Origin of the sequence: Chryseobacterium sp. Bi04, assembly GCF_918698085.1 — a bacterium.
Classification (GTDB): domain Bacteria; phylum Bacteroidota; class Bacteroidia; order Flavobacteriales; family Weeksellaceae; genus Chryseobacterium.
Map to the genome: position 1 here is coordinate 264617 of NZ_CAKKLP010000002.1, position 23427 is coordinate 288043.

Consider the following 23427-nt stretch of genomic DNA (forward strand, 5'->3'; position numbering starts at 1 on the left):
GATTTTTTATATTAATCTATCAAAGAAAAGAAAAAAATACAGATCACAGGTAAAAAATAATTCTTTTCTAATATTCTTTATAATTACATGTAAATCAAATAATTAGGATTATTGATAGGTTTTTTATTTCATATAAGGATCCAAAACCTTTTTCCAAATCTGGTATCCTTCGGGTTTAAAATGCAGCATATCTTCCACAAAAATATCTTTCCTTACATTTCCGTTGGCATCTTCCATAGCTTTGGTAACATCAATAAATTCGGCGTTAGGTTGTTTTTTCATAAAATCGGCAATCTTTTTATTGGCTTCTTTCATCTGTGGCCAAAGTTTTTCTCTGCTCGGAGAGTACTTTATTGAGATATAATCCACCTCAATATTTGGAAATCTTTCACGGATTTTTTTGTAGAAAGCCTTGTATCGGTTAACTAATTTTTGAGCTTTCAGCTGATGATTGTCTGCAAAGTCATTTTCACCACAGTAAATAATAATCTGTTTAGGCTGATAGGGCGCTAAAAGGTCATCAGCAAAATCATTGAGGTCTGTAAGCCTTGAGCCTCCAAAACCTCTGTTGATGATTGTTTTGTCAGGAAAATAAGATGCCACATCAGTCCATTTGGTAAAAGATGAACTTCCTAAAAACAAAATAGCATCCTTAGGGGGTGGGTTTTGTTGATTTTCTTTTTTGAAATTTTGGATGTCCTGCCAGAACATTGGTTTTTTTTCCTGAGAAAAGGAAATAGCAAAAAACAGCATTAGAAATGCTGAGAGAATCTTCTTCATTGTTTCAATTTTTAATTTCAGATAAAAGTAATAAAAAACTCCCGATTAATAACGGGAGTTTATCATTTATCTTTTGTAGGATACATACGTCACATCCGGAATTTTATCTCCATCCTGGTCATAGTTACCAAACTGTTGAGCCAATCTAAGTTCTGTACCGGATAAGATATCAACCCTATAGTTGTTGTTCTCATCTTCATCAAACTTGATCCCTAAAATTTTAGCATCAGCATCATAGGTGTATTTTCCTTCACTTTTTCCGTTAACCTGGCAGTCTGCCCCCCCTGTTCCGGAATAAGCAGTATAACTGACATAAAAATCGGTTCTGAAGAAAAGAGTGTTTTTTTGATCGCACCCTTCTGGAGTAGAAGAAGAAAGCACCGTTTTATTATCTTTTCCGGAAATAACTTCTCTTTTGGTTTCTTTCCAATCTCCTTTAATAATATCCATTTCATAAGCTTGCATATCATCATCTTTACAAGAAGTAAGCGCCAAAGCAGAAAAGGCAAATAAAAGTAGCTGTTTTTTCATTTTCACAAATTTAAGAATATGCTAAAATATAAATAAATTTGAAATATTTATAATGAAATCATTATTTTTTAAACAAATGTTTATAAATAAGATAATTTGGAATTATGGTCTGGCTTTAAAGCTACCAAGCCGGCAGGTAGAAAAACAATTCGTTTGAAGATTCAGCATTTTATTATTAAAGTTTGATAGAAAAGAACTTTATTCTCCTTAGAATATATATCAAAAAATCCCCAAGAGACGAACTATTTTCAATGAACATCATCCGTATAATGTGCCTGAAGCTTTAGTAACACCTAAAAAAGCGGACTATAGCCCGCTTTTAATATCATTATTGTTTTCCTGTCTATATTAATAGCTCATTTCCACAATTTTATAAGCATCCTGGGGAGTCAGTTTTTTATATTCTCCAAGACCCAGCCAGTTTCTGTCTGTAAAGGCTTTTTCTACTCTTTCAGCAGTACCTTTGTAGTCTTCTGTGTATTCAGAAAGTTTTGTTTTAATCTGTAGGCTATGGAAGAAGTCTTCCATTTTTTTGATTCCTGCTTCAGCTTTTTCCTCTACAGTTCCGTCTTTAATACCCCAAACTCTTTCAGCGTATTGCGCCAGTTTTCCTTTTTTATTGTCAAAATTATAACGGTAATGAGAAGGAGCAATGATCGCTAAAGTTCTTGCATGGTCAATGCCGAAATAAGCTGTCAGCTCGTGGCCCATTGCGTGTACAGCCCAGTCGGTGATCACTCCTTTCTGGATCAGCCCGTTTAAGGCCATTGTACAGCACCACATAAAGTTTCCGGCAGCATCGTAGTTGAAATCATCAGCCAGTACTTTTGGAGCCGTTTCCTGCAGGCTGATCAAAATACTTTCAGCAATTCTTTCCTGAAGATCAGCAGAAGACGGTGCAGTCATGTATTGTTCCAAAACATGAGTATAAGCATCAGTAATTCCGTTAATGATCTGATTTTTTGGAATAGATCTGATTACTTCAGGATCTAAAACTGAAAACTGTGGGAATAGTCCCGGACCACCGGAAGATAATTTTTCGTTGGTTTCCCTTCTGGAAATTACATAGCCGGAATTCATCTCAGAACCTGTAGCAGGAAGCGTTAAAATACTTCCGAAAGGCATTCCTTCCCCTTCAAAAGTTCTTACCTGTTTTTTCAGTATTTCCCAAGGCTCTCCGTTATAGTTAGCGGCTGCAGAAATGAATTTGGTACCGTCAATTACAGAACCACCTCCTACAGCAAGAAGATAAGTGATGTTGTTCTCTTTGATAAAACTTATAGCTTTAATCAGCACTTCATATTCCGGATTGGCAGGAACACCGCCGAACTCATGTAAGTCATGATCTTTTAAAGCGTCTTTCACCTGGTCATAAACGCCATTGCTTTTGATACTTCCACCACCATAGATCATTAATATTTTGGCGTCTTTAGGAATTTCCCTGGAAATTTTAGCGATTTCGCCTTTTCCGAAAAGTATTTTAGTTGGGTTTTTAAACTCGAAATTAAGCATTCTTTGTAAATTTTTTTATAAGTCAAATTTACAAAATGCAAAAAGAAATTAAAGTTAAGAAAGTGGTAAAATTATGACGATTAACGGTCAGGAAACTATTTTGAAGACCGGGATTTTATTTCGTTGTTGATCTGCCCAAGATTGATAAAGCTGGGTAGAAGTGTAATTAAAGATCCCACGCCTGCAGCTATAAGTACCGGATTTTTACTTTTTACAGATAAAAATAGAAGAATAGCAAAGGCTATCAGGATTACAATGCCAAATCCAAGGGTGATATTCTGTAGATTTTTTCTCTTTGTCTGTAATTCTTCCAAAGATAAATGACTTAATTTGTTGTTTTTCATGTTTTTAAGTTGTATAACGAAATTACAGAAAAATATGATGTAAACTTATTATAAATTAAAAATATCTTTAAAAGTTGAAGCTAAATGACAATGTTTCTTAAGAGGAACTATTACCGGAACCTTTAGATTGTAGAGTATATTTAAAAAACCATTTGAAGACGAAATAGTCCGTTTAACTTTTATCGAAGATAAAATCCTTGCGTCTTATAGCATTAAATTTTGTAAATAACTTTGCGGCCTTGCGTTTTTCCAACAGGTTATAAGACCGAGCAGTCTTCGCTTTTGGAATAAAATTAAAAATGATTCTTTAATAACAGGATAACCTTTAGCTTGTAGAGTATATTTAAAAAACCATTTGAAGACGAAATAGTCCGTTTAATTTTTATCGAAGATAAAATCCTTGCGTCTTATAGCATTAAATTTTGTAAATAACTTTGCGGCCTTGCGTTTTCCAACAGGTTATAAGGCAGAGCAGTCTTGGTTTTTTGGAATAGATTCCGTTACTTTTTGCTTCTATTTTTCTGGTTTTTCCTAGTGATTTTAATAAAAAATGATTCTTTAATAACAAGATAACCTTTAGATTGTAGAGTATATTTAAAAAACTATTTGAAGATAAAATCCTTGCGTCTTATAGCATTAAATTTGTAAATAACTTTGCGGCCTTGCGTTTTTCCAACAGGTTATAAGGCAGAGCAGTCTTCATTTTTGGAATAAATTCCATTACTTTTTGCATCTAATTTTCCGGTTTTCCTATTGATTTTGAGTAAAAATGATTCTTTAATAACAGGACAACCTTTAGATTGTAAAGCATATAGTGAAATATAGCGGTCTTCCATTTTATAAGAGCTTGTGAATCTATTCTTTGTATCAATTGAATACCCATACGTTTTTGCCAATAAAATAGCTTCAGGAAGGTTATCTACACTTCCCATAAAATCCCTGAGCTGCTGTTCATTGGAAAAATATACAGATCTGTCTTTTTTGCATGCCAGAATATATGAAAAACAGTTATTACCAATGCATTTCTGAAAGAAACCTTTCTCAGGAACAGGTTCATTAATGGTCATAAAATCCGGCATCTGACTTTCATAAATAACAGCCTTTTCATAGTCGTTATCATTGCTGAGCACCCGCCAGTATTGGTATTCTTTATCAGGAACAATAAACGGGTACAAATAATCGGCAGTATCCAGGATATCCGGAATTTTTTTATAATCATCCGGAACCGTGATCTGGGCAAAAAACAGATTGGATAAGATCAGGGAAAAGGTGATGATTATTTTCATAAAGGAAAGTGCTTTCCTGCAAATTTAGGAATTAACAATTGATCTGGAGAACTTCATTGCTATAAAAATTTCATTGGATATTCTGAAGTAACCTTTCCGTCAGCAATCATTTTCAGCTTAGATTCTAGCATCTTTTTTGTGAGAGGGTTCAGGCGGTCGGTATATAAAATTATCTGAGTAGGGTCATATTCATGCTGAATAATTCTGGCAGTGGGTCCTATATAGTTTTTGTTCTGTAGCAAAAAATTTTCATCCAGATATTAGGTGTGATTTTCCATACCCTGCTTAACTTTCTACTGTCAAATTTTCTAAGCTTTAATTTCAATGGGAAGCTTTTTATTTAGTAAATGATAATTTCATCTGTAAAGAGATAACCTTTCATTGGATTAGTCGCTTTTATACGAACAAATCTAGTCGCTTGGCTGTTAGGTAATTTCAATTCAAATTTTTTGAATTTTAATTTGGAATCATCTGTGCCAACGTCATTCTTAACAGTTCCTATATCCCGGAAGGTCTTTCCGTTGTCAGATACAGACACCACAAATTCGCCAGGGAAATATACACCCGGCCCTGGCATTTGCATAAAATTCATTGCTATACTTTTGATCTCTTCTTTTTTTTCAAAATCGACGGTCACATCTATATCTTTTGTAAAACCCTGCCATTCTCCATCGCTATAACTGAGTCCTCCTTTTTTACCATTGGTAAGGGTGAGCTCTTTTTGGGCAGGATATCCATCCCATTGCTGCTGGTAAATCACATTTTTGCCGATCCCTTTATGCATATCTAGTTCTATATTCTGTATAGATCCTACCCGTGTAGAATTGAGAAATATAGCTGCTTTGATTGTTGAGGTAATGGAAAGATCAATAGGCTGGCTATAGAGCATCGAATTGGCAGCAGGATCACTTCCGTCCAGGGTATATCTGATCTCCGGATTGATCTGTTCGGTATGCAGGGTGACCAGGTTGCTGTGTTTTTCCGGGTTGAAAGTAACCTCGGATCTGATGGTATAAGACGGACGATAATAGTTGATATCTAATTTTTGTAATAGGGTATAATGCTTTTGTAGCCTGGCTTGAAAATCTTCCCAATTTTTGTCTGTTTTTTTTGACCATACTACTTCCGAAAGGGCTAATGCTCTTGGAAAGGCCATGTATTCTACATGCTGATAAGTCGGCATATATTCGGCCCATAAATTGGCTTGTGCTCCTAAAACATGTTTGGCCTTATCTGTCGTAATAGCAGATGGTATAGGATCATAGCTGTATACTCTATCTAGAGTGACAGGCCCTCCGAATGCTTCAGGCTGGGTACGTGGATCTGTCTGATAACCGTCAAAATATAAATGACTGGCTGGAGTCATAATCACATCATGGCCTGCATTAGCGGCTTTAATACCTCCTTTTTCACCTCTCCAGCTCATAACTGTAGCTCCTTCACTCAATCCACCCTCTAAAATTTCATCCCATCCCAAAAGTTTACGGCCTTTAGATTGCAGGTATTGATCCATTTTTTTAATGGCGTAGCTTTGGAGTTCTTCTTCATTCTTAAGTCCCTCTTTTTTCATGAGAGCTTGGTCCTTGGGACAAGTTTTCCAATGTTCTTTGGAAGCTTCATCTCCACCAATATGGATATAAGGAGATGGAAAGATGGCAATTACTTCATCCAGTACATTTTTAAGAAAGATAAAGGTCTCTTCATTGCCTATACAGAATTCACCTTGTGTATAGGGCTGTCCGGTACAGGATAGCTGAGGGAATAAGGCTAGCACTTCGTCGGAATGGGCAGGCATTTCGATCTCCGGAATCACCGTAATTCCCTTGCGGGCAGCATAAGCAACCAGTTCTCGGGCCTGATCCTGGGTGTAATACCCTCCACTGGCATTAGGTGTACCTTGTTCTACATATTGACGGCCATTGTTCCACCAGTCTTTCCAGTTAGTATGGGTCCGCCAAGCTGCTTTATGGGTGAGTTCAGGGTATTTGAGAATTTGCAATCTCCATCCAGCTCCATCCGTTAAATGCAAGTGTAAATAATTGAATTTGTAGAGTGCCATCACATCTACAAATTTTTTCACTGAACTGAAAGGCATGAAGTGCCTGGAAACATCCAGCATCATTCCTCTGTAGCTAAAACGTGGACTATCTTCTATTTCTATTGCCGGAACAAACTGCGGATTGTTTTGGAGATAAGCAATCTGAATCAGGGTGTATATCGCATTGATCATCAATTTGGTATTCCTTGCCTTTACCATGATTCCATTGTTCCCGACTTCAATCCTGTAGGTGTTGTCATCAAATCTGTCGGTGTCCAGCCCTGTTATGAGTCGTATTCCGGTATTGGGAGTCTTATCCGTTTTTTTTATAATCTTTATTGTATAACCCTGAATTGCAGGATGCTCGGACAATAAGTCCGCTACACCTTTAAATTCTGATACAACATAGAGGGTAGGCTTGGAAGGGATGCTATAACCTCCTTTAAGATAATTGATTTTATTAGGCTTCGGAATGATATCTAAAGCAGGGGCTTGTGCAAAGACTGTCTGAGAAAAGAGGAAGAGGGACAGTAGGGTAGTAATGGTATGTTGAAGCATATTAGCAATGTGTTTACGTGTAAATACTTTAAAAATTGAGTTGACTCTTAAATAACTAAAGAATAGGAACTGTTTAAACACTGTTCAATAATAACTTGATGATTATGAATGCAATGCCTACTTAGATTATTAAGTTTTTTTTAAACAGTTTCTTAAACTAAGGACATAAATATAGTCCTTTTTCATGAACCCAATATGGTACAGTATGAAGATGAATCTTTTTTGTCATTTGTCAATTAAAGATAGTTTCTATTGGTAAGATTATTCATTGTCTTTTAAATAATTGGCCGCATTGGTATTAGCAGGATTAAGGAGTAATGATTTTTTATAGCTCACAATAGCTTCTTTTTTATGTCCTAACGCATCCAATATTTCTCCATAGCTGTCATATACATTTGAGCTGTTGGGAAAAAGTATTGTATTGAATTTAAAAATTTGAAGAGCTTTATCTTTTAGATTTCTACCCATAAATTGGTAGCCCCAGGCATTAATGTCATCTTCAGATACTGTGAAATTTTTCTGTTTTTTCTTTATCTTCTGATAGGCTTTTTCAATATTCTGAAATCCATCCTGTGTGGCCTGATGATAAAGAAGCTTCATATTAGGGCTTAGTCCAAAACCATTTTCAATTTTCATATCAGGAATGTAATATCCTGCAATTTCATCAATAAACCATTCAGGATTTGCTCCCTGCAGATTGGTTAAAACGATAACTGATAAACGATCCTCAGGATATACAAAAAGTGCTGAACGCATACCGCCTACAGGAGCTGCGGCAGGATGTTCAGATCTTACAACTGTTGGCCATCCCAAAGCATATCCATTTGTCAGTTTGTTGAAACCTCCAATACTTCCATCATTGAGCTTTACTGTGGTGAAAAGTTCTTTTAGGCTTTTTTCACGTTGAAATAGTTTTCCATCCTGTAATGCTATAAGCCACTTGCTGATATCTTCAGCAGAAGAAAGAATTCCCGTAGCCGTCCGGAAAAAAATGGGAAAATTAACAAATACATTGTGAAGATTTCTATCATTAATCCATTTGCCGTCTTTATTAATTACTGTAGAATATGCTCCTGCACTGTTCTCAATAATATCGTTGGAGTCTCCAAATTGCGTAATAAGCATTTGGCAGCGTTTGAATTGATTTTCTTCAATAAATTTTGTGAAATGTTTTCCACTAAGTTGTGTGATTATTGTTCCTAAAATATAATAACCGGTTTGATTATAACTGAACCTACTTCCGGGAACAGACTCCATAGGAAGTTTCCTCACCATTTCCCAGTTCTTTTCTTCCGTTCCGTCACCCAATACCTGCTCTTTCTCATCAATGTTATTGGGCAGGCCGGATGTATTACTCAATAATTGTTTAATAGTAATTGTTTTCCATTTCTCCGGGATATCATTAAGGTATTTTGAAATTGGGTCATCTGTTTTTAATTTTCCCTGTTCCTGTAGCTGTAATATGGCAACCCCTACGAATGCCTTGGTCATGGAATTGATGGAAAAGACAGTCTGGTTTTGTGTCACGGCATGATGTTCAATGTTAGCAAACCCATAACTGGTCATTTTCTCAAGTTTCCCATTTCTGATAATCCCCAATTGAAGTCCGGGAATTCTCAGCTGTTCCATTTTACTTTTAATAAAGATATCTATACTGTCGGAGGTATTTTGTGCTGCTTGTCCCGAAAATAGAGATGCATTTAATAATAATGAAAAAAATACTGAGGTTATTAGAATCTTCATGTGAATTGATTTATAAGTAAACACTCTGGAAACCGACTTTATTACAATCCTTCTGTAAATAAATATAAATGGTCAATATATTACTTATATTTCAAATTATCCGATCTGTTTACTTGTGCTGGAATTGAAGCTTATTATATAAATTATACAATGGCACTTAAACCAATTGATTTTTAAGCAAAAAATAACATTAATTTTTGCTTTTTATTCTTAAATTTTTTGTCATTTGTCAATTAATTTAATTCCAAAATCACTTACATTTGTTATATGATACACGACCAACGCGCAGAAAAATTCAGGCAGATTGTGGAAAATAAATTCCAGATTTACAATTCATTATTTATGAGCCTGCCTTATGATAAAATGACCAATATCGGGATGCTTCTTCCGTTTCTTTATGAGGAAAGCAGAACCGGTTATGAAGCAGGAAAAACTCCTGAGGAAATTGTAGAAGAATTTTTTAAGAATCATACAGACCTTCAGACGGAGGAACAAAAACTGGAGCTTCTTTTTAAAATCATTCAATATATAGAAAGACAGGTTGTTTTGTTTGACAGTATTGAGGACGCTGCCTTTCCTAACCTTCATTCCGAAAGTGACAGCGGAACGGTGACCAACCTTTTTGAACGTTCTTTCCAGGATCATAAAATTGAAAAGGTACGCGAAAAATTAAAGGATTTTACGGTCAAGGTTGTATTTACAGCTCACCCTACGCAATTTTATCCGAGCTCAGTACAGAGAATTATTCAGGATTTAAGAGGAGCGATCACCAGTGATTCTGTCACACAGATTGATACCCTTTTGCAGCAGCTTGGAAAAACACCTTTTGTTAATAAGGAAAAACCAACGCCCATAGATGAGGCTCTGAGTATTATTTCCTATTTAAGATATGTGTATTATGATACCATTGGTGAACTGTTTACGAAGATCAAAAAAACTTTTGGAAACGGACATTTCCACCTGCATGAAGATATTATCCAGCTTGGTTTCTGGCCGGGAGGAGATAGAGACGGGAATCCTTTTGTAACAGCTGATGTTACCAAAAGAGTATCGGAAGAACTTCGCTCTGCAATTTTAAAATCCTATTACAGCCATTTGAAATTTATCAGAAGAAGATTGAGTTTTAGAGGGGTTTCGGAGGTTTTGACTCAGCTAAGTGAAGAATTGTATACTGCTATTTTTGATGGTAAAAGTATTACGGCAGAAGATATTTTAAAAAGAGCCGATGAAGCAGAGAAAATATTAATTAATGAGCATAATTCTCTGTTTTTAGATCTTTTGGCGAACTTCAGGGACCGTGTGAAAATTTTTGGAACTCACTTTGCAACTTTAGATATCAGACAAGACAGCAGGATCCATCAGAAGGTAATAGATGATGTTTTTGCCAAAATATATGGAAATGAAGAAGCTGATTCGGAAAAGAAATTCAATACACTGATTCAGATCCCGGAGAAAGTAAATGCAGATGATTTTGAAGATATTGTAAAGGATACTCTGTTAACGGTATCACAGGTTTCGGAAATTCAGCGTCTGAATGGATTAAGAGGTATGAACCGTTACATTATTTCCAATTCTGATGCGGTGAAAGATGTCATGAACGTATATGCTTTCTTTAAAATTTGTGGATACAGAGATGAAGAGATCAATATGGATATTGTTCCGCTTTTTGAGACCATGGAAGGTCTTGCCAACGCTAAAAATGTAATGAGCGAGCTATATCAGAATCCAGTTTATAAAAAGCATCTTGAAAAAAGAGGAAACCAACAGACTATTATGCTTGGATTTTCTGATGGCACAAAAGATGGTGGTTATCTGAAAGCAAACTGGGAAATCTACCAGGCAAAAGAACTTCTTACGAAACTCTCTGAAGAGAATAACATCAAAGTTGTATTTTTTGACGGAAGAGGAGGCCCACCGGCAAGAGGAGGAGGGAAGACCCATGACTTCTACGCTTCACAGGGGAAAACAATTGCCAACAATAAAATTGAACTCACTATTCAGGGGCAAACCATTACCAGTATTTTTGGAAACAAAGAACAGGCAAAATACAACTTCGAACAGCTTCTGACCGCCGGAGTTGAAAATGATGTATTTAAAAATGCAAAAAAAGACCTTACCGAAAAAGAAAGAGCATTAATTATTGAACTGGCCAATATGAGCTATCAGAAATATTCAGATCTTAAGGCTCATCCCATGTTTGTTCCCTATCTGCAGGAAATGAGTACTCTGGAATATTATGGAAAAACAAATATAGGAAGCCGTCCTTCCAAAAGAGGAAATGGAAACGAACTGAAATTTGAAGATTTAAGAGCCATTCCGTTTGTGGGATCATGGTCACAATTAAAGCAAAATGTTCCCGGATTCTTTGGTTTTGGATATGCTATGCAGCAGATGAAAGAGAAGGGAAGGTTTGAAGAAGTAAGAGAACTGTATAAAGGTTCTGATTTCTTTAAAACTTTAGTGTTAAACTCTATGATGAGTATGAACAAGTCTTATTTTCCTTTAACCTATTATATTAAAAATAATCCTAAATTCGGTGCATTCTGGAATATTCTTTTTGATGAATATGAACTTTCAAAAGAGATTATGCTGGAGTTAACAGGTTTTAAAATGCTTCAGGAGGAAGATCCTTTATCCAGAAAGTCGGTTAAAATCCGTGAAAAAATTGTACTTCCGCTGCTAAGTATTCAGCAGTATGCTTTAATGAAAATCCAGAAAGGGGAAGGCAATAAAGAAGCCTATGAAAAGCTGGTGACCCGTTCCTTATTCGGAAATATTAATGCAAGCAGAAATTCAGCGTAATGTAATTTTTTACAATACAGTGAAAATAGATATCAGAAAACGGGCTTATGTCCGTTTTTTTTATTTTTAACCTAGGCCTAATGGTTTCAGCCGTAATTTAATTTCTATAATAAGGCAGGACGATATTTATAAGCATTACAGATTAAAAAAATATTATTCTTTTATGAATTTTTCAAAATGAAACCTGTCTTTCAACTGAATTTTAAGGTAATAAACCCCTTTTGCAAAATCTTCCACCTTTATAGATTTTTGTTTATTGTTTTTCCTGATCAGTCTTCCCAAATGATCATAAACTTCCAATGAGGTTACTTCATTTTCAGTTCTTACATTCAGGATATTTTTAGCAGGGTTCGGATAGATGATAGAGTTGTCTTTTTTGGCAGTTTCCGAAGTGCTTAATACTGAATTATATAAACTTCCGAAATTCAGAATACCATATCCCATCTGATCGGTGTGGTTGGGGTAAAGAGAAGCTGTTTGTCTCAGCTTTGTCCTCATCAGATCTCTGTCCATCGTTGGGAATGCCTGAATGAAACAAGCGGTACCACCTGCTGCAATGGGGGTCGCAATAGAAGTTCCGTTGAGAATAATGGTGGTGTTATTATTAACTGTAGTGGTGGCTGTGCCCTGGGCACTTCCATCAGGCTTTATTGTTCCCAAAGAATTAGGCCCATAAGAAGAAAATCCTGAAGAGTTCCCCGAAGAGTCTACAGCTCCAACTGTGAATACTTTCGCATTGTCTGCCGGTGTTAACAGATAATGCCAGGGTTCCAGCCCGGAATTTCCAGCTGCAGCAAGAACAAATATTCCTTTTTCGGCAGCTATTTGTGCCGCTCTTGCAATAAAAGAAGTTGTTCCGTTCATATCTGCATAGGTGTAATTGTATTGGGAATCATCAAAAACACTATATCCCAGAGAAGAGGTGATCATTTCTACGCCCTTTCTGTCTGCTTCCTCAGCAGCCTCAATCCAATATACTTCTTCTTCCGGGATTTCTACTCCAGCCTTTTCACTGCGGTAAAGATAAAAATCAGCATTAGGAGCAGATCCTACAAATGTATTTTCCAAATAACCTCCCATAGCACCCAAAACCACAGAACCATGCTCACTTAAAGAAATATTATAAATGTCATTGGTTTTAGTCACAAAATCATAACCTCCTTTTATATGATTATTGGTCCGCAGCCTTGAGAATGCAGATCCGGTATCTACAAAAGGAAATCCTGCATCAATAACAGCTATGGAAATTCCTGTTCCTGTATATCCTGCCAGATGAAGGGGTCTTATATTGAGCTGGTCTATCTGTGCTGTTCCTGATCCATAATCAAAAGTTGTAAGTGTTTTACCGGTGCCGGAAGTATTTTTCCATTTATCAACAGGCTTTATTTTAGGAACTCCGGAACTGTTTCTTGCAAAACTTTGAACCGATAAAACAAAGGGCTGTGCCTGTAAAGTTGCTATTTGAGCTGGAGTGGCATTCACAGCGGCTCCGTTCAGCCATTTGGAATAATCGGTAACCGTGAATCCCAGATTTTGCAGATTCTGGAGATAAGAAAGTTCAATAGGAGCGTCCTTATCATCAAGCGATATTCCCAGTGCAGTACGTCTGTCAAGGGATTTTTGAGAAAGTTCTGAAAGTGGATTGGCAAAAAAAGCGGCTTTATTGGGCTTATCTGTGAAATATACAAAAACGAGTTGTGTTTGGGCCTGAGAAATGGAATAACCTGCTAATAAACAAAAGAGTAAAATTTTATTCATCGTATTATTTTGTATAAAGATAAAAACAAAATCAATAAAATTTTTGATAGGATTTTAAAATCCTTATTTTTACACAAATATTTATTTATGAAAAAAATTCAGATGGTTGACTTGCAAAGTCAGTATTACAAAATAAAAAATGATGTAGACAATGCAGTTTTAAATGTAATGGATTCTGCGGCTTTTATCAACGGACCTGAAGTAAAGTCTTTCCAGAATGAATTGGAGTCTTATTTAGACGTAAAACATGTGATTCCATGTGCGAATGGAACAGATGCTTTACAGATTGCCCTGATGGCATTGGATCTGAAAGAAGGGGATGAGGTCATTACTGCTGATTTTACCTTTGCAGCAACGGTGGAAGTGATACACCTTCTTAAATTAAAATCTGTTTTGGTAGATGTTGATTATGACACTTTTACAATCTCAACAGAAGAATTGAGAAAAGCCATTACGCCAAAAACAAAGGCCATTATTCCTGTACATTTATTTGGACAGTGTGCCAATATGGAAGAAATTTTAAAAATTGCTGAAGAGCATAATTTATATGTTATTGAAGACAATGCACAGGCAATAGGTGCAGAATATACATTCTCTGACGGTACAGTAAAGTATGCAGGAACCATGTCTACAGTGGGAACAACATCTTTCTTTCCTTCAAAAAACCTGGGATGCTATGGTGATGGTGGTGCTATTTTCACCAATAATGATGAGCTGGCACACCGTTTAAGGGGAATTGTAAACCATGGTATGTATGAAAGGTACTATCATGATGAAGTAGGCGTAAATTCCCGTTTAGACAGTATTCAGGCGGCCGTTTTAAGAAAAAAACTTCCTCACCTGGATTCTTACAACGAAGCGAGAAGAAAAGCCGCGGATTACTATGATGAAGCATTTGCAGGAAATCCCAATATTCTTACTCCCAAAAGATCCGAAAACTCTACTCATGTTTTCCACCAATATACATTAAGAATCCTGAATGGAAAACGTAATGAACTTCAGAAATTCTTAACGGAGAAAGAAATTCCGGCTATGATCTATTATCCGGTAGCATTGAGAAAGCAGAAAGCCTATTTCCAGGAAAGCAATGATGCTGATTTTGTGAATACAGACAAGCTTTTGGATCAGGTAGTTTCTCTGCCAATGCATACAGAATTAGACGAAGAGCAACTGAAGTATATTACAGATGCTGTGCTTGAGTTTATGAAGTAATGAAAAAAAAGATATTTAAATATAGGCTGGTTTATTACTTAGCGGTAGCAATGAGTCTATTATTTTTTATAATATCATCATTTTCAATTCTGAATTTATTTGATGATTTCAGCATATTTAAAACGATGTTTATTGGTACTTCAATTGTTATTAATTTATTTGCATTTATTAATTTGATTGAAAAATATAATAAAGCTGTTTTATTTCTAAATCTTAGCTTATCTTTAGCTATAGTTGCGCTGGGATATCCTATACTATTAGTGGCTTTAAGTGGAAGATATTATGATGTATGGAATTTCAGATTTAAATTTTGGATTTTATTTATTCTTATTTTAGCCATTGTCAATATATTTAAAGTGAGAGTAAACAGCGGAATTAACGAAATAGAAAACATAGGAAAACACGAAGATTAAAAAATAAAAATGGCAATACTTGTAACAGGAGGACTTGGATATATTGGTTCCCACACAGTGGTAGAACTTCTTAATAATGGCTTTGAGGTCATTATTGTAGATGATTTGTCCCATTCAGAGAAATTTATTTTAAATAATATTGAGGAAATTACAGGTAAAAAGCCGGTTTTTTATCCTTTTGATTTAAAAAGAAAAGAACTGCTTCATCAGGTTTTTGAGGCTCACCCTATTGAAGGCTGTATTAATTTTGCTGCTTATAAGGCGGTGGGAGAAAGCCAGGTAAAACCTGTGGATTATTATGAGAATAATCTGTTTACTCTTATTAATATCCTTCAGGAGTTTAAAGATAGAGAAATTTCCAATTTTATTTTCAGTTCATCCTGTACAGTGTATGGGCAAGCTGATGTAATGCCAATTGATGAAAATACTCCTTTAAAAATGCCTGAAAGTGTATATGGCAAAACAAAACAAATGGGTGAGGAAATCCTGATTGATTTTGCAAAGGCCTACCACAGAAAAATATCATTATTGAGGTATTTTAATCCCATTGGAGCACATCCCTCTGCAAAACTTGGCGAACTGCCTATTGGAGTTCCCAATAATTTAGTCCCGTATGTTATGCAGACTGCTTCAGGAATCCGTGAGAAACTAAGCGTGTGGGGAGATGATTATCCAACAGAAGACGGAACTGCGGTTCGTGATTATATCTATGTAGTTGATCTTGCAAAAGCCCATGTTTCTGCCTTAAGAAAACTGATAGAGAATCAATCCGAAGAAGCCGTGATAGATATTTATAATTTGGGAACGGGAAGAGGATCATCTGTTTTGGAAGTTGTCAAGGCTTTTGAAACAGCAAATGATGTAGAAGTTCCTTATCAGATATGTGCCAGAAGAGAAGGTGATATTACAATTGCCTATGCTGATCCGGGTAAAGCCGAGAAAGAGCTTGGATGGAAGTCTGAAACATCCCTGGAAGAATCTCTACGGACAACCTGGGAATGGCAGAAGTACCTGAATTCTAGAAATTAACTCTTAAAATCACATACTATGGCCTGGAATCCTGAAGTGTATGACCAGTTTAAAGATGAGCGTTCAGCTCCCTTTATTGATTTACTGAAACTCGTTGAGTCAAGATCAGGTTTATCCGTTATAGATTTAGGTTGCGGTACCGGAGAACTTACTTCTAAGCTTTTAGATTACCTTGAAGATTCCAAGGTGTTGGGAATAGACTCTTCTGAAGAGATGCTGGAGAAAGCTGCTCATTTTGAAACAAGCAGACTGAGATTTGAGAAAAAGAGTATCGAAGATCAGCTTCATCTTTCCGAGAGGTATGATCTGATTATTTCCAATGCAGCGATTCAATGGTGTGATAACCATAAGGAGCTTTTTCCAAGGATTATAAGTAAAATTAAAGAAGGTGGCCAATTAGCTGTACAGATTCCATCCAATCATGAATATGTAGTGCATCAGCTGCTTAGAAAAACAGCAGGCAGGGAGCCTTATAAAACAGCATACAATTCCTGGGAAAGAGCATATACAGTTTTACCTATTGAAGACTATGCAAGAATATTATTTGATCATAAAGGCAGAGAAATCACCGTTTATGAAAAGGTATTCCCTCATGTTCTGGCCAATGCCGATGCTGTATTTACATGGGCTTCAGGAACAGCTATGCTTCCTTATATTGAGAGGCTTCCCGATGATATGAAAGAACAATTTAAAAACGATTATAAAACCGAATTACAAAACATCTTCCCTGAATCACCGGTCTTTTATCCATTTAAAAGAACATTTATTTCAGCGAAGTTTTAATTTTAAAATTAATATGAAGACACAGAGAATAGGTATTACATTTTCCTCATTTGATTTATTACACGCTGGGCATATTAAGATGCTTGAAGAAGCTAAAACAGTATGCGATTATTTGATCGTTGGGCTTCAGATTGATCCGTCCCACGACCGTCCGAACAAAAATAAGCCAAGTCAGACTATCGTTGAACGATATATTCAGCTGAAGGCTGTGAATGCTGTAGATGAGATTATCCCTTATTATACAGAAGAAGATCTGTTGGATATTTTGAAATCTTTTGTTATCGATGTAAGAATTATCGGAGACGATTATATGGATAGAGATTTTACCGGGAAAACTTATTGTGAAGAAAAAGGAATAGAGATCTTTTATAACAAAAGAGACCACCGGTTTTCTACCAGCGACCTTAGACGAAGAATTTATGAAGCCGAAAAAGAAAAAGATACAAAGACAGAATCTGTAAAATAAAACAATAAAAAATCCCGAAAAGTACTTTTCGGGATTTTGTTTGTATTACATCGGACCACCTTGCTGGTCATCGCCGGTTTCATTGGCATTGATGTCTTTTTTCTTCTTAGTCTGTTCTATTTTTTCTCCCTGCTTAAATCTATAGGTTAAAGAGATAGAAAACTGTCTTGGCTGCCACTGCATATAGCTGCTGCGTGTATAGTCATTACTGTAGTTAAATGTCTCCATACCTCTTGTATTAAAGATATCCTGAATGTTGAAGGAAATAGTTCCGTCACCTTTCCAGATCGTTTTAGATGCTCCCAGGTTTAATGCGTACATATCCTGTCTGTTCTGGCTGGCTGTTTTTTGTCCTCCTCTGTAGAAACCTTGCAGCTGTACACTTAATGTCTTATCAAGTTTAAATGTGGTATTAAGACGTAATCTTGTAGAGAAACCACTTCCTGTAAAATCCAGTGAGCGTACCTGCTTAAGACCGTTGATGTCTCTTGTTTCATAAGATGCGATTCCGGTAGTTTTATATCCGAAAAGATCTACACTACCCATAATCTTGAACCAGGCAAAAGGATCATAGGTAAAGTTCAGGTCCAAACCATAGCGATCATCATTACCCAGGTTTTCCGGCTTTGTATAGAAAACTCTCTGTCTTTCATCCGGTCTGTATACCAGCATCTTTGTATCATCTGTTGAATGCCTGTAATATAGGGTAGGGTTGATGGTAAATTTCTTTCTGGTAATATTATAACCTACTTCATAAGAATCTACGTACGATGGGTTAAGGTCGATATTTCCTTCAAAAATATTTTGGTTATTGGTATAGTTGGGGAAAGGAACCATAAAGAATGATCTCGGTCTGTCTATTCTTCGGGAATAGTTTACTAAGATCTGGTTATTCTTGGATATATCATAGCTTAAGAATACACTTGGAAATAGATTATTGTAATTCTTGTTTTTATTTAATGGAGGCTTATCAAGGTTCTGACTGATGTAATTGATTTTAACATTTGAAAGCTCGTCTCTTAATCCTACCTGATAACTAAGACTTCCTATTTTACTTTTAAACTGTAAATAGAAAGCATTGAACATCTCCCTGTAATCCGTATTGTTATTATAATTCGGAATAAGAGGGTTATTAGAAGTACTGCTTACAAAATTATCATAAGTATTATCATTGATATCCAATCTGTAGCCGGCTTCAAGTTTGGAGTTTTCTCCTATTGGTAATTCATAGTCTGCTTTACCTATGATGGTTTTGCTTACAGAATGTCTTCTGGTAATATCCTGTACAGAAGGTACATAATCAACACTTTCCAGAATATCAGCATTATTATTGCTTCTGTTTCTTTGTAAACTTACAGATAATGATAAATTTTGCCCTTTATCATCAAATTTATGGTCTAAACCTACATCTCCCTGGAAGGCAAGATTGTTAAAGGTCGTTTTTGAATCTCTCAGGGTATAAGGATTCTTGAGATTCCAAAGATTAGAAGCGTCTCCTGTATATCTGTAAAAAGTATCGTAAGTGTTTACAAGTTCATTTCCGTCACCGTCAAAAGTTCTCACTAATCCTGTCAGATTTAATGATGTTTTTTCAGAAATATCATATACAAAACCGGCACTTATATTATAGTTTTTGTTGTAAGTTTTGTTGACAGAGTTTTGCTGCTGATGTACAGGTACATCCTTTGGTGCTACACCAGGAACTATATCAGGGAATACAATATTATGATAGGTTGTTTCTGAGTTACTCTTGGTTTTGTTTTCCGTGTAGCCTCCGCCACCGTTCATAAACCAGGTCCAGTTATTTTTTCTCCAGCTTAAATTGGCATTCAGAGATGTTCTTGGGAAATATCCTAAAGCACCCACTACACTTCCGTTAAATCCTACTTTTTTACTCTTTTTAAGAATAATATTTAAAATACCCGAAGTTCCGCTTGCTTCAAATTTTGATGAAGGGTTGGTAATGACTTCAATTCTTTCGATCTGATCAGCAGGAATACTCTGTAATGCATTAGCTCCGTCATCAATTCCCAGAAGAGAAGAAGGCTTTCCGTTAATGAGGAATTTTACATTGGTACTTCCTCTCATAGAAACCGTTCCATCCGTATCTACGGTAACAGAAGGAACATTACTTAAAACATCCTGAAGACTTCCTCCCTTACTTACGATATCCTGTGATGGGTCATAAGTCTTTTTATCCAGCTCTACTTTGTAGGCTTTAGTGGCTGCTGCTGTAATAACAACACCCTGCAGCTCCTGAGTTTTGCCATCCAGAGTAGTAGTTGCTTCAGGTTCTATGGAGAGCGCACCAATATTTCCGTTTGCTGCTATATTTTTACTGACTATGCTTTTCTTATAGTCTATTGCTTCTACTGTAATGTCATACTCTCCGGGAACAAGCTGCAGCTTGTATTGCCCTTTTTCATCAGTGAGTACAGCGTCGCTTAATGTTTTATTAGCTTTATTGCTAAAAGTTACAGAAGCATAAGGTACAGGCTGGTTCTTCTTATTGACAATAATTCCTGAAATATCTGATTTCTCCTGAGCAAAAGCCATAGCAGCTGCCGAAAGAACCAGAGTAAGCCCTAGTGTTTTTTTTGTGAAAATATTGACAATTTCCGTCTTATTCATAGGTTATTTTTTGTATAAAAATCATGAAGGGATACCCCTAATACCATAGATCTTCAGATTGCTCTGATTCTCATGATATTATGATTTGTGTATTATTTTTTACTGTTTAAGTTTTTAAATGCTTGCTTTGCCTATTTTATATTTTTTGAATTAAGCCAATCCTGATAGGCTTTTGCATTTACAGCATGCTCTTCTGCACTTGCCGTAAATTTATGATATCCAAATTTTGCAGGATCAGCACACATAAATATATAATTATTGTTTTCTGCGTTTAAAACAGCATCTACAGAATTCTTGTCCACCACACAGATAGGCCCTGGAGGGATACCTGCATTTGCGTAGGTATTATATGGAGAAGGAGTTGATAAATGCTTATATAAAACCCTTTTAATGGGTTCTTTAAAATTAGTCTGCTTATTGATGGCATAGATTACCGTAGGGTCAGACTGAAGCTTCATTCCTTTTCGGTAACGGTTCAGGTATAATCCTGCTATCGTTTTCATTTCATCCTTCTTTCCTCCGGATTCTTTATACACAATAGACGCCAGTGCATAGATCTGATCTCTTGTTAAAGCAGACTGCTGCTCCTTATTTTTTCTTTCACCGGTCCAGAATTCATTATACTGATCTTCAAATTTTGCAAAAAACTCTCTTGGGCTTACCGTCCAGAAGAAGTTATAAGTATCTATGAAAAAATATTTTTTTAAATCTTCAACATTTTTATACCCTTTTTCCTGTGAAATACCATCAAGGTCTTTTACGAAATGTAAAGAATCCAGTTCCGTTTTTTTAGTCACTTTGCCAATCATCTGGTACATATCTCCAAAATCTCCGATTCTGAAAGAATTGGCTGTTTGATTACCTGCTTTAATCATGTTCACAAGATCAGAGTTGCCTTTACCCTCCTGAATATGATAACGCCCGGCTTTAAAAGCGGTAGTAAGACCTTTATCTTTAGCCACTGCTTCAAAAGACTCCCTATCTTTTAAATGGGGAGCAATAGAATCCATGATCTGTTTGAAATCCGCTTTATGAGGAATCAATACATATCCTTCTTTTTCTACGTTGTTTCCGAAGTACTTATTATAAAATCTCAATCCAAAAAAACCTGCGATTACAAAAACCAGCAGAATGACAATGAGAATAGCTTTTTTCATTCTTATACTATTGATTAAAAGTTTATGGTTTCTAAAGAATATCTATCTTACCTTTAAAAACCTGCTTTGCAGGACCTTCCAGCCAGATGCTTTGAAAGGAGTCTCCGTTTTTTTCAGCATATACCTTCAGATTTCCTCCTAACGTTTTAACTTTTACAGAAGTTAGATTGTCTTTTTGTAGAAAAGTTAAAGCAGAAGCTGTAACTCCTGTTCCGCAGCTGTAAGTTTCATCCTCAACGCCTCGTTCATAGGTTCTTACAAAAATTTCATTATCGGAAATTTTTTCCACAAAGTTGACATTAATTCCTTTTTCTTTATAATTTTCTGAATTTCTGATCCCGTTCCCTTCGGCATACACCTTATAATTTGCTAAATCCTCTACATATCTTACATAATGAGGAGAACCGGTATTAAGAACAGAATCATTGCCGTCATGAGAAATGGCATTTACATCAATCATTTTTAATTTAACGATCCCGTTATGGATTTCCGCTTCATGCTCACCATCTATAGCAATAAACTTACATTTATCTTCAAAAATATCTAGGAAAAAAGCAAATGCTACCAGGCATCTTCCTCCGTTTCCACACATAGTACTTTCTCCACCATCAGAATTATAATATACCATTTTGAAATCGTAATGATCATCGTTTTCCAATAAGATAAGGCCATCAGCACCAATTCCAAAACGTCTGTCACATAGTTTTTCAATATTCTTTTTGTCTTTAGGAAACTGAAGGTCACGGTTATCTACCATCACAAAATCATTTCCAGTACCCTGATATTTATAAAATTCCATACCTTTTTATCTAATTTAAAGAAGCAAAATTAATATATTTAAAATGAAAAACGAACAGTGTTAACTGTTCGTTTTCTTATTTATAATCGTTTTACCTAACCGTTTTTATCTAAATCCTCCGGTGTTCTGTCTGTTTGTGCTGCCTGAGCTATTTGAATTGCCCGAGCTGCTGCTGTTACTGGAACTTCCTCTGAACCCTCCGCTATTTGAAGAAGGTGGAGGCGTACTGTTGTTGCTTCCTGAACTTCTGAATCCACCGCTGTTTGAGCTTCTCTGAGGAGCCTGATAAGTGTTGTTCTGATTTCTGAACCCTCCGGAATTGTTGGTTTTTTGATTTCCCTGATTATTCTGGCTGTTGTTGTTTCTAAAGCCTCCACTGCTTTGGTTTCTAGTACCCTGATTATTGTTATTCTGGGAATTGTTGTTTCTGAAACCACTGTTATTGTTATTATTACGGTCGTAATAAGGCTCTCCTCTGAATCCGGTATTCGGTCTTGTAGAGTTATTATCTGATCTCCTTTCTACATATACCTTTCTTCTTGAGTTATTCGCATTATAGTAATAATAAGGGACACCATTGTCATAGTAATAATTAACATTGTCCCTGTAATAATACCCATCATTACCATAATATCCACCATTTCCATAGTATCCGGATGGTGCATAATAATATCCATTATTATAATATGGATCACCATAACCGCCATTATTGGCATATCCGTCTGAGTATGCTAAACAAGATGTCAAACTTGCAAATGCAACAATACTAGCTGCTATTTTTAATAAATTTTTCATGACTTTATTGTACTTTTTTCTCTTTAAAACTTTTTTTCCAATTAAGGTATCCTAAGATAGCCATTATAGTAAATACCAAATATTGAACCGAAGTGATGCCAAGTCCCTTAAAAATCATCATAGGCATGCAAATAAAATCTCCGATAATCCAGAAAATCCAGTTCTCAATGCGCTGTTTGGCCATAAACCACATTCCTACTAAAAATATGGAAGTGGTAAAAATATCCAGCCAATTTGCCCAATCCAAATGATATAATCCGAAATTGGTTTCTTCCATTTGGTCAATATAAGGTTTATAATAATAAATCAAAGTAACCAGCGCTAAACTAAGGATAAAAAGAATACCCGCATAGATCCATTCCTTTTTTGTGGCCCAGGTAACTTCTATATGAATATGATCTTTAGAATTCTTAGACCATAATATCCATCCGTAGATACTCATTACAGTATAATAGACATTGATCAGGCAGTCTCCCAATAATCCGAAATTAAAAAGAATATAAACATAGATCAATGTAGAGATAATGCCGGTAGGGTATACCCAGATATTTTTTTTGATAGAAAAATAAACGCTTAAAATACCAAAAACAGCCCCCGAAGACTCCAGCAAAATCTGTGCTGCTGTATAGTTTTCATACGGCTTCACAAAAAGATCATATAAATTCATGTGATCAAAAATAAACAAAATTTAACACGTAATAAAATACTTTGAATAATGTGTCGGTCAGGTTTTTAGATTTTTTTATTTAAAATAAATGACGAAAGTTTGTCAATAAACATGAGAGTACGT

19 protein-coding genes are annotated in these 23427 nt (G+C 35.8%); 6 read left to right on the plus strand and 13 right to left on the minus strand.

The genetic code is table 11. From position 1 onward, the window contains the following. Window positions 1-123: 123 nt before the first annotated feature. From LQV47_RS05465 to LQV47_RS05495, 7 genes are all read right to left on the minus strand, one after another. On the minus strand, window positions 124-780 hold the full coding sequence (locus LQV47_RS05465; protein ID WP_230034668.1) for a GDSL-type esterase/lipase family protein: 657 nt from the start codon (window positions 778-780) through the stop codon (window positions 124-126). Between the two features lie 66 nt (window positions 781-846). Then, entirely contained in the window at window positions 847-1311 is a 465-nt protein-coding gene (locus tag LQV47_RS05470; protein ID WP_230034670.1) for a lipocalin family protein, read from the minus strand. A gap of 348 nt (window positions 1312-1659) precedes the next feature. Continuing rightward, window positions 1660-2823, minus strand: coding sequence for an iron-containing alcohol dehydrogenase (locus LQV47_RS05475; protein WP_230034672.1), 1164 nt, complete (start codon window positions 2821-2823; stop codon window positions 1660-1662). Between the two features lie 95 nt (window positions 2824-2918). Then, the gene (locus LQV47_RS05480; RefSeq protein WP_230034674.1) at window positions 2919-3167 is read right to left on the minus strand and encodes a hypothetical protein; all 249 of its coding nucleotides are present in this window, start codon (window positions 3165-3167) and stop codon (window positions 2919-2921) included. Window positions 3168-3847: 680 nt separating this feature from the next. Next, a complete protein-coding gene (locus tag LQV47_RS05485; RefSeq protein ID WP_230034676.1) occupies window positions 3848-4453 on the minus strand; it encodes a hypothetical protein in 606 nt (201 codons plus the stop codon). A gap of 340 nt (window positions 4454-4793) precedes the next feature. Continuing rightward, a complete protein-coding gene (locus LQV47_RS05490; protein WP_230034678.1) occupies window positions 4794-7049 on the minus strand; it encodes a family 20 glycosylhydrolase in 2256 nt (751 codons plus the stop codon). A 261-nt stretch (window positions 7050-7310) separates the two neighbouring features. Continuing rightward, window positions 7311-8792, minus strand: coding sequence for a serine hydrolase domain-containing protein (locus tag LQV47_RS05495; RefSeq protein ID WP_230034680.1), 1482 nt, complete (start codon window positions 8790-8792; stop codon window positions 7311-7313). Window positions 8793-9059: 267 nt separating this feature from the next. Between LQV47_RS05495 and LQV47_RS05500 the strand changes: the two genes are divergently transcribed. Next, on the plus strand, window positions 9060-11594 hold the full coding sequence (locus tag LQV47_RS05500; RefSeq protein WP_230034682.1) for a phosphoenolpyruvate carboxylase: 2535 nt from the start codon (window positions 9060-9062) through the stop codon (window positions 11592-11594). Window positions 11595-11747: 153 nt separating this feature from the next. On the opposite strand, the gene LQV47_RS05505 is transcribed toward LQV47_RS05500, so the two are convergent. Next, on the minus strand, window positions 11748-13352 hold the full coding sequence (locus LQV47_RS05505; RefSeq protein WP_230034684.1) for a S8/S53 family peptidase: 1605 nt from the start codon (window positions 13350-13352) through the stop codon (window positions 11748-11750). Window positions 13353-13439: 87 nt separating this feature from the next. On the opposite strand from LQV47_RS05505, the gene LQV47_RS05510 reads away from it, so the two are divergent. Genes LQV47_RS05510 through LQV47_RS05530 form a run of 5 tightly spaced genes read left to right on the plus strand, consistent with a single transcriptional unit; the run spans window position 13440 to window position 17255 of the window. Continuing rightward, complete coding sequence (locus tag LQV47_RS05510) at window positions 13440-14564, plus strand: DegT/DnrJ/EryC1/StrS family aminotransferase (protein ID WP_230034686.1); 1125 nt, start codon at window positions 13440-13442, stop codon at window positions 14562-14564. Continuing rightward, the gene (locus LQV47_RS05515) at window positions 14564-14977 is read left to right on the plus strand and encodes a hypothetical protein (protein ID WP_230034688.1); all 414 of its coding nucleotides are present in this window, start codon (window positions 14564-14566) and stop codon (window positions 14975-14977) included. The genes LQV47_RS05510 and LQV47_RS05515 overlap by 1 nt, the downstream gene beginning before the upstream one ends. A 9-nt stretch (window positions 14978-14986) precedes the next feature. Next, on the plus strand, window positions 14987-16006 hold the full coding sequence (gene galE / locus LQV47_RS05520) for a UDP-glucose 4-epimerase GalE (protein ID WP_230034690.1): 1020 nt from the start codon (window positions 14987-14989) through the stop codon (window positions 16004-16006). An 18-nt stretch (window positions 16007-16024) separates the two neighbouring features. After that, window positions 16025-16789: a methyltransferase domain-containing protein gene (locus tag LQV47_RS05525; RefSeq protein ID WP_230034692.1), complete on the plus strand. Its 765-nt coding sequence runs from the start codon at window positions 16025-16027 to the stop codon at window positions 16787-16789. Window positions 16790-16802: 13 nt separating this feature from the next. Then, complete coding sequence (locus LQV47_RS05530; RefSeq protein ID WP_230034694.1) at window positions 16803-17255, plus strand: adenylyltransferase/cytidyltransferase family protein; 453 nt, start codon at window positions 16803-16805, stop codon at window positions 17253-17255. A 45-nt stretch (window positions 17256-17300) separates the two neighbouring features. Here the strand turns inward: LQV47_RS05530 and LQV47_RS05535 are convergent, their stop codons facing one another. From LQV47_RS05535 to pnuC, 5 genes are all read right to left on the minus strand, one after another. Then, complete coding sequence (locus LQV47_RS05535) at window positions 17301-19886, minus strand: TonB-dependent receptor (protein WP_230034696.1); 2586 nt, start codon at window positions 19884-19886, stop codon at window positions 17301-17303. A 131-nt stretch (window positions 19887-20017) separates the two neighbouring features. Further along, window positions 20018-21043 (minus strand): endolytic transglycosylase MltG, encoded by a 1026-nt coding sequence (mltG, locus tag LQV47_RS05540; protein WP_230034698.1) that lies wholly within the window; start codon window positions 21041-21043, stop codon window positions 20018-20020. Between the two features lie 31 nt (window positions 21044-21074). Further along, window positions 21075-21842 (minus strand): diaminopimelate epimerase, encoded by a 768-nt coding sequence (gene dapF / locus LQV47_RS05545; protein ID WP_230034701.1) that lies wholly within the window; start codon window positions 21840-21842, stop codon window positions 21075-21077. A gap of 105 nt (window positions 21843-21947) precedes the next feature. After that, on the minus strand, window positions 21948-22637 hold the full coding sequence (locus LQV47_RS05550) for a hypothetical protein (RefSeq protein WP_230034703.1): 690 nt from the start codon (window positions 22635-22637) through the stop codon (window positions 21948-21950). Window positions 22638-22641: 4 nt separating this feature from the next. Then, complete coding sequence (pnuC, locus tag LQV47_RS05555) at window positions 22642-23304, minus strand: nicotinamide riboside transporter PnuC (RefSeq protein WP_230034705.1); 663 nt, start codon at window positions 23302-23304, stop codon at window positions 22642-22644. Between the last annotated feature and the right edge of the window lie 123 nt (window positions 23305-23427).

What these genes read in the sequence shown, in the direction of transcription:
- LQV47_RS05465 (WP_230034668.1), bottom strand. Translation starts at nt 780, where the DNA reads ATGAAGAAGATTCTCTCAGCATTTCTAATGCTGTTTTTTGCTATTTCC.
- LQV47_RS05470 (WP_230034670.1), bottom strand. Translation starts at nt 1,311, where the DNA reads ATGAAAAAACAGCTACTTTTATTTGCCTTTTCTGCTTTGGCGCTTACT.
- LQV47_RS05475 (WP_230034672.1), bottom strand. Translation starts at nt 2,823, where the DNA reads ATGCTTAATTTCGAGTTTAAAAACCCAACTAAAATACTTTTCGGAAAA.
- LQV47_RS05480 (WP_230034674.1), bottom strand. Translation starts at nt 3,167, where the DNA reads ATGAAAAACAACAAATTAAGTCATTTATCTTTGGAAGAATTACAGACA.
- LQV47_RS05485 (WP_230034676.1), bottom strand. Translation starts at nt 4,453, where the DNA reads ATGAAAATAATCATCACCTTTTCCCTGATCTTATCCAATCTGTTTTTT.
- LQV47_RS05490 (WP_230034678.1), bottom strand. Translation starts at nt 7,049, where the DNA reads ATGCTTCAACATACCATTACTACCCTACTGTCCCTCTTCCTCTTTTCT.
- LQV47_RS05495 (WP_230034680.1), bottom strand. Translation starts at nt 8,792, where the DNA reads ATGAAGATTCTAATAACCTCAGTATTTTTTTCATTATTATTAAATGCA.
- LQV47_RS05500 (WP_230034682.1), top strand. Translation starts at nt 9,060, where the DNA reads ATGATACACGACCAACGCGCAGAAAAATTCAGGCAGATTGTGGAAAAT.
- LQV47_RS05505 (WP_230034684.1), bottom strand. Translation starts at nt 13,352, where the DNA reads ATGAATAAAATTTTACTCTTTTGTTTATTAGCAGGTTATTCCATTTCT.
- LQV47_RS05510 (WP_230034686.1), top strand. Translation starts at nt 13,440, where the DNA reads ATGAAAAAAATTCAGATGGTTGACTTGCAAAGTCAGTATTACAAAATA.
- LQV47_RS05515 (WP_230034688.1), top strand. Translation starts at nt 14,564, where the DNA reads ATGAAAAAAAAGATATTTAAATATAGGCTGGTTTATTACTTAGCGGTA.
- galE (WP_230034690.1), top strand. Translation starts at nt 14,987, where the DNA reads ATGGCAATACTTGTAACAGGAGGACTTGGATATATTGGTTCCCACACA.
- LQV47_RS05525 (WP_230034692.1), top strand. Translation starts at nt 16,025, where the DNA reads ATGGCCTGGAATCCTGAAGTGTATGACCAGTTTAAAGATGAGCGTTCA.
- LQV47_RS05530 (WP_230034694.1), top strand. Translation starts at nt 16,803, where the DNA reads ATGAAGACACAGAGAATAGGTATTACATTTTCCTCATTTGATTTATTA.
- LQV47_RS05535 (WP_230034696.1), bottom strand. Translation starts at nt 19,886, where the DNA reads ATGAATAAGACGGAAATTGTCAATATTTTCACAAAAAAAACACTAGGG.
- mltG (WP_230034698.1), bottom strand. Translation starts at nt 21,043, where the DNA reads ATGAAAAAAGCTATTCTCATTGTCATTCTGCTGGTTTTTGTAATCGCA.
- dapF (WP_230034701.1), bottom strand. Translation starts at nt 21,842, where the DNA reads ATGGAATTTTATAAATATCAGGGTACTGGAAATGATTTTGTGATGGTA.
- LQV47_RS05550 (WP_230034703.1), bottom strand. Translation starts at nt 22,637, where the DNA reads ATGAAAAATTTATTAAAAATAGCAGCTAGTATTGTTGCATTTGCAAGT.
- pnuC (WP_230034705.1), bottom strand. Translation starts at nt 23,304, where the DNA reads ATGAATTTATATGATCTTTTTGTGAAGCCGTATGAAAACTATACAGCA.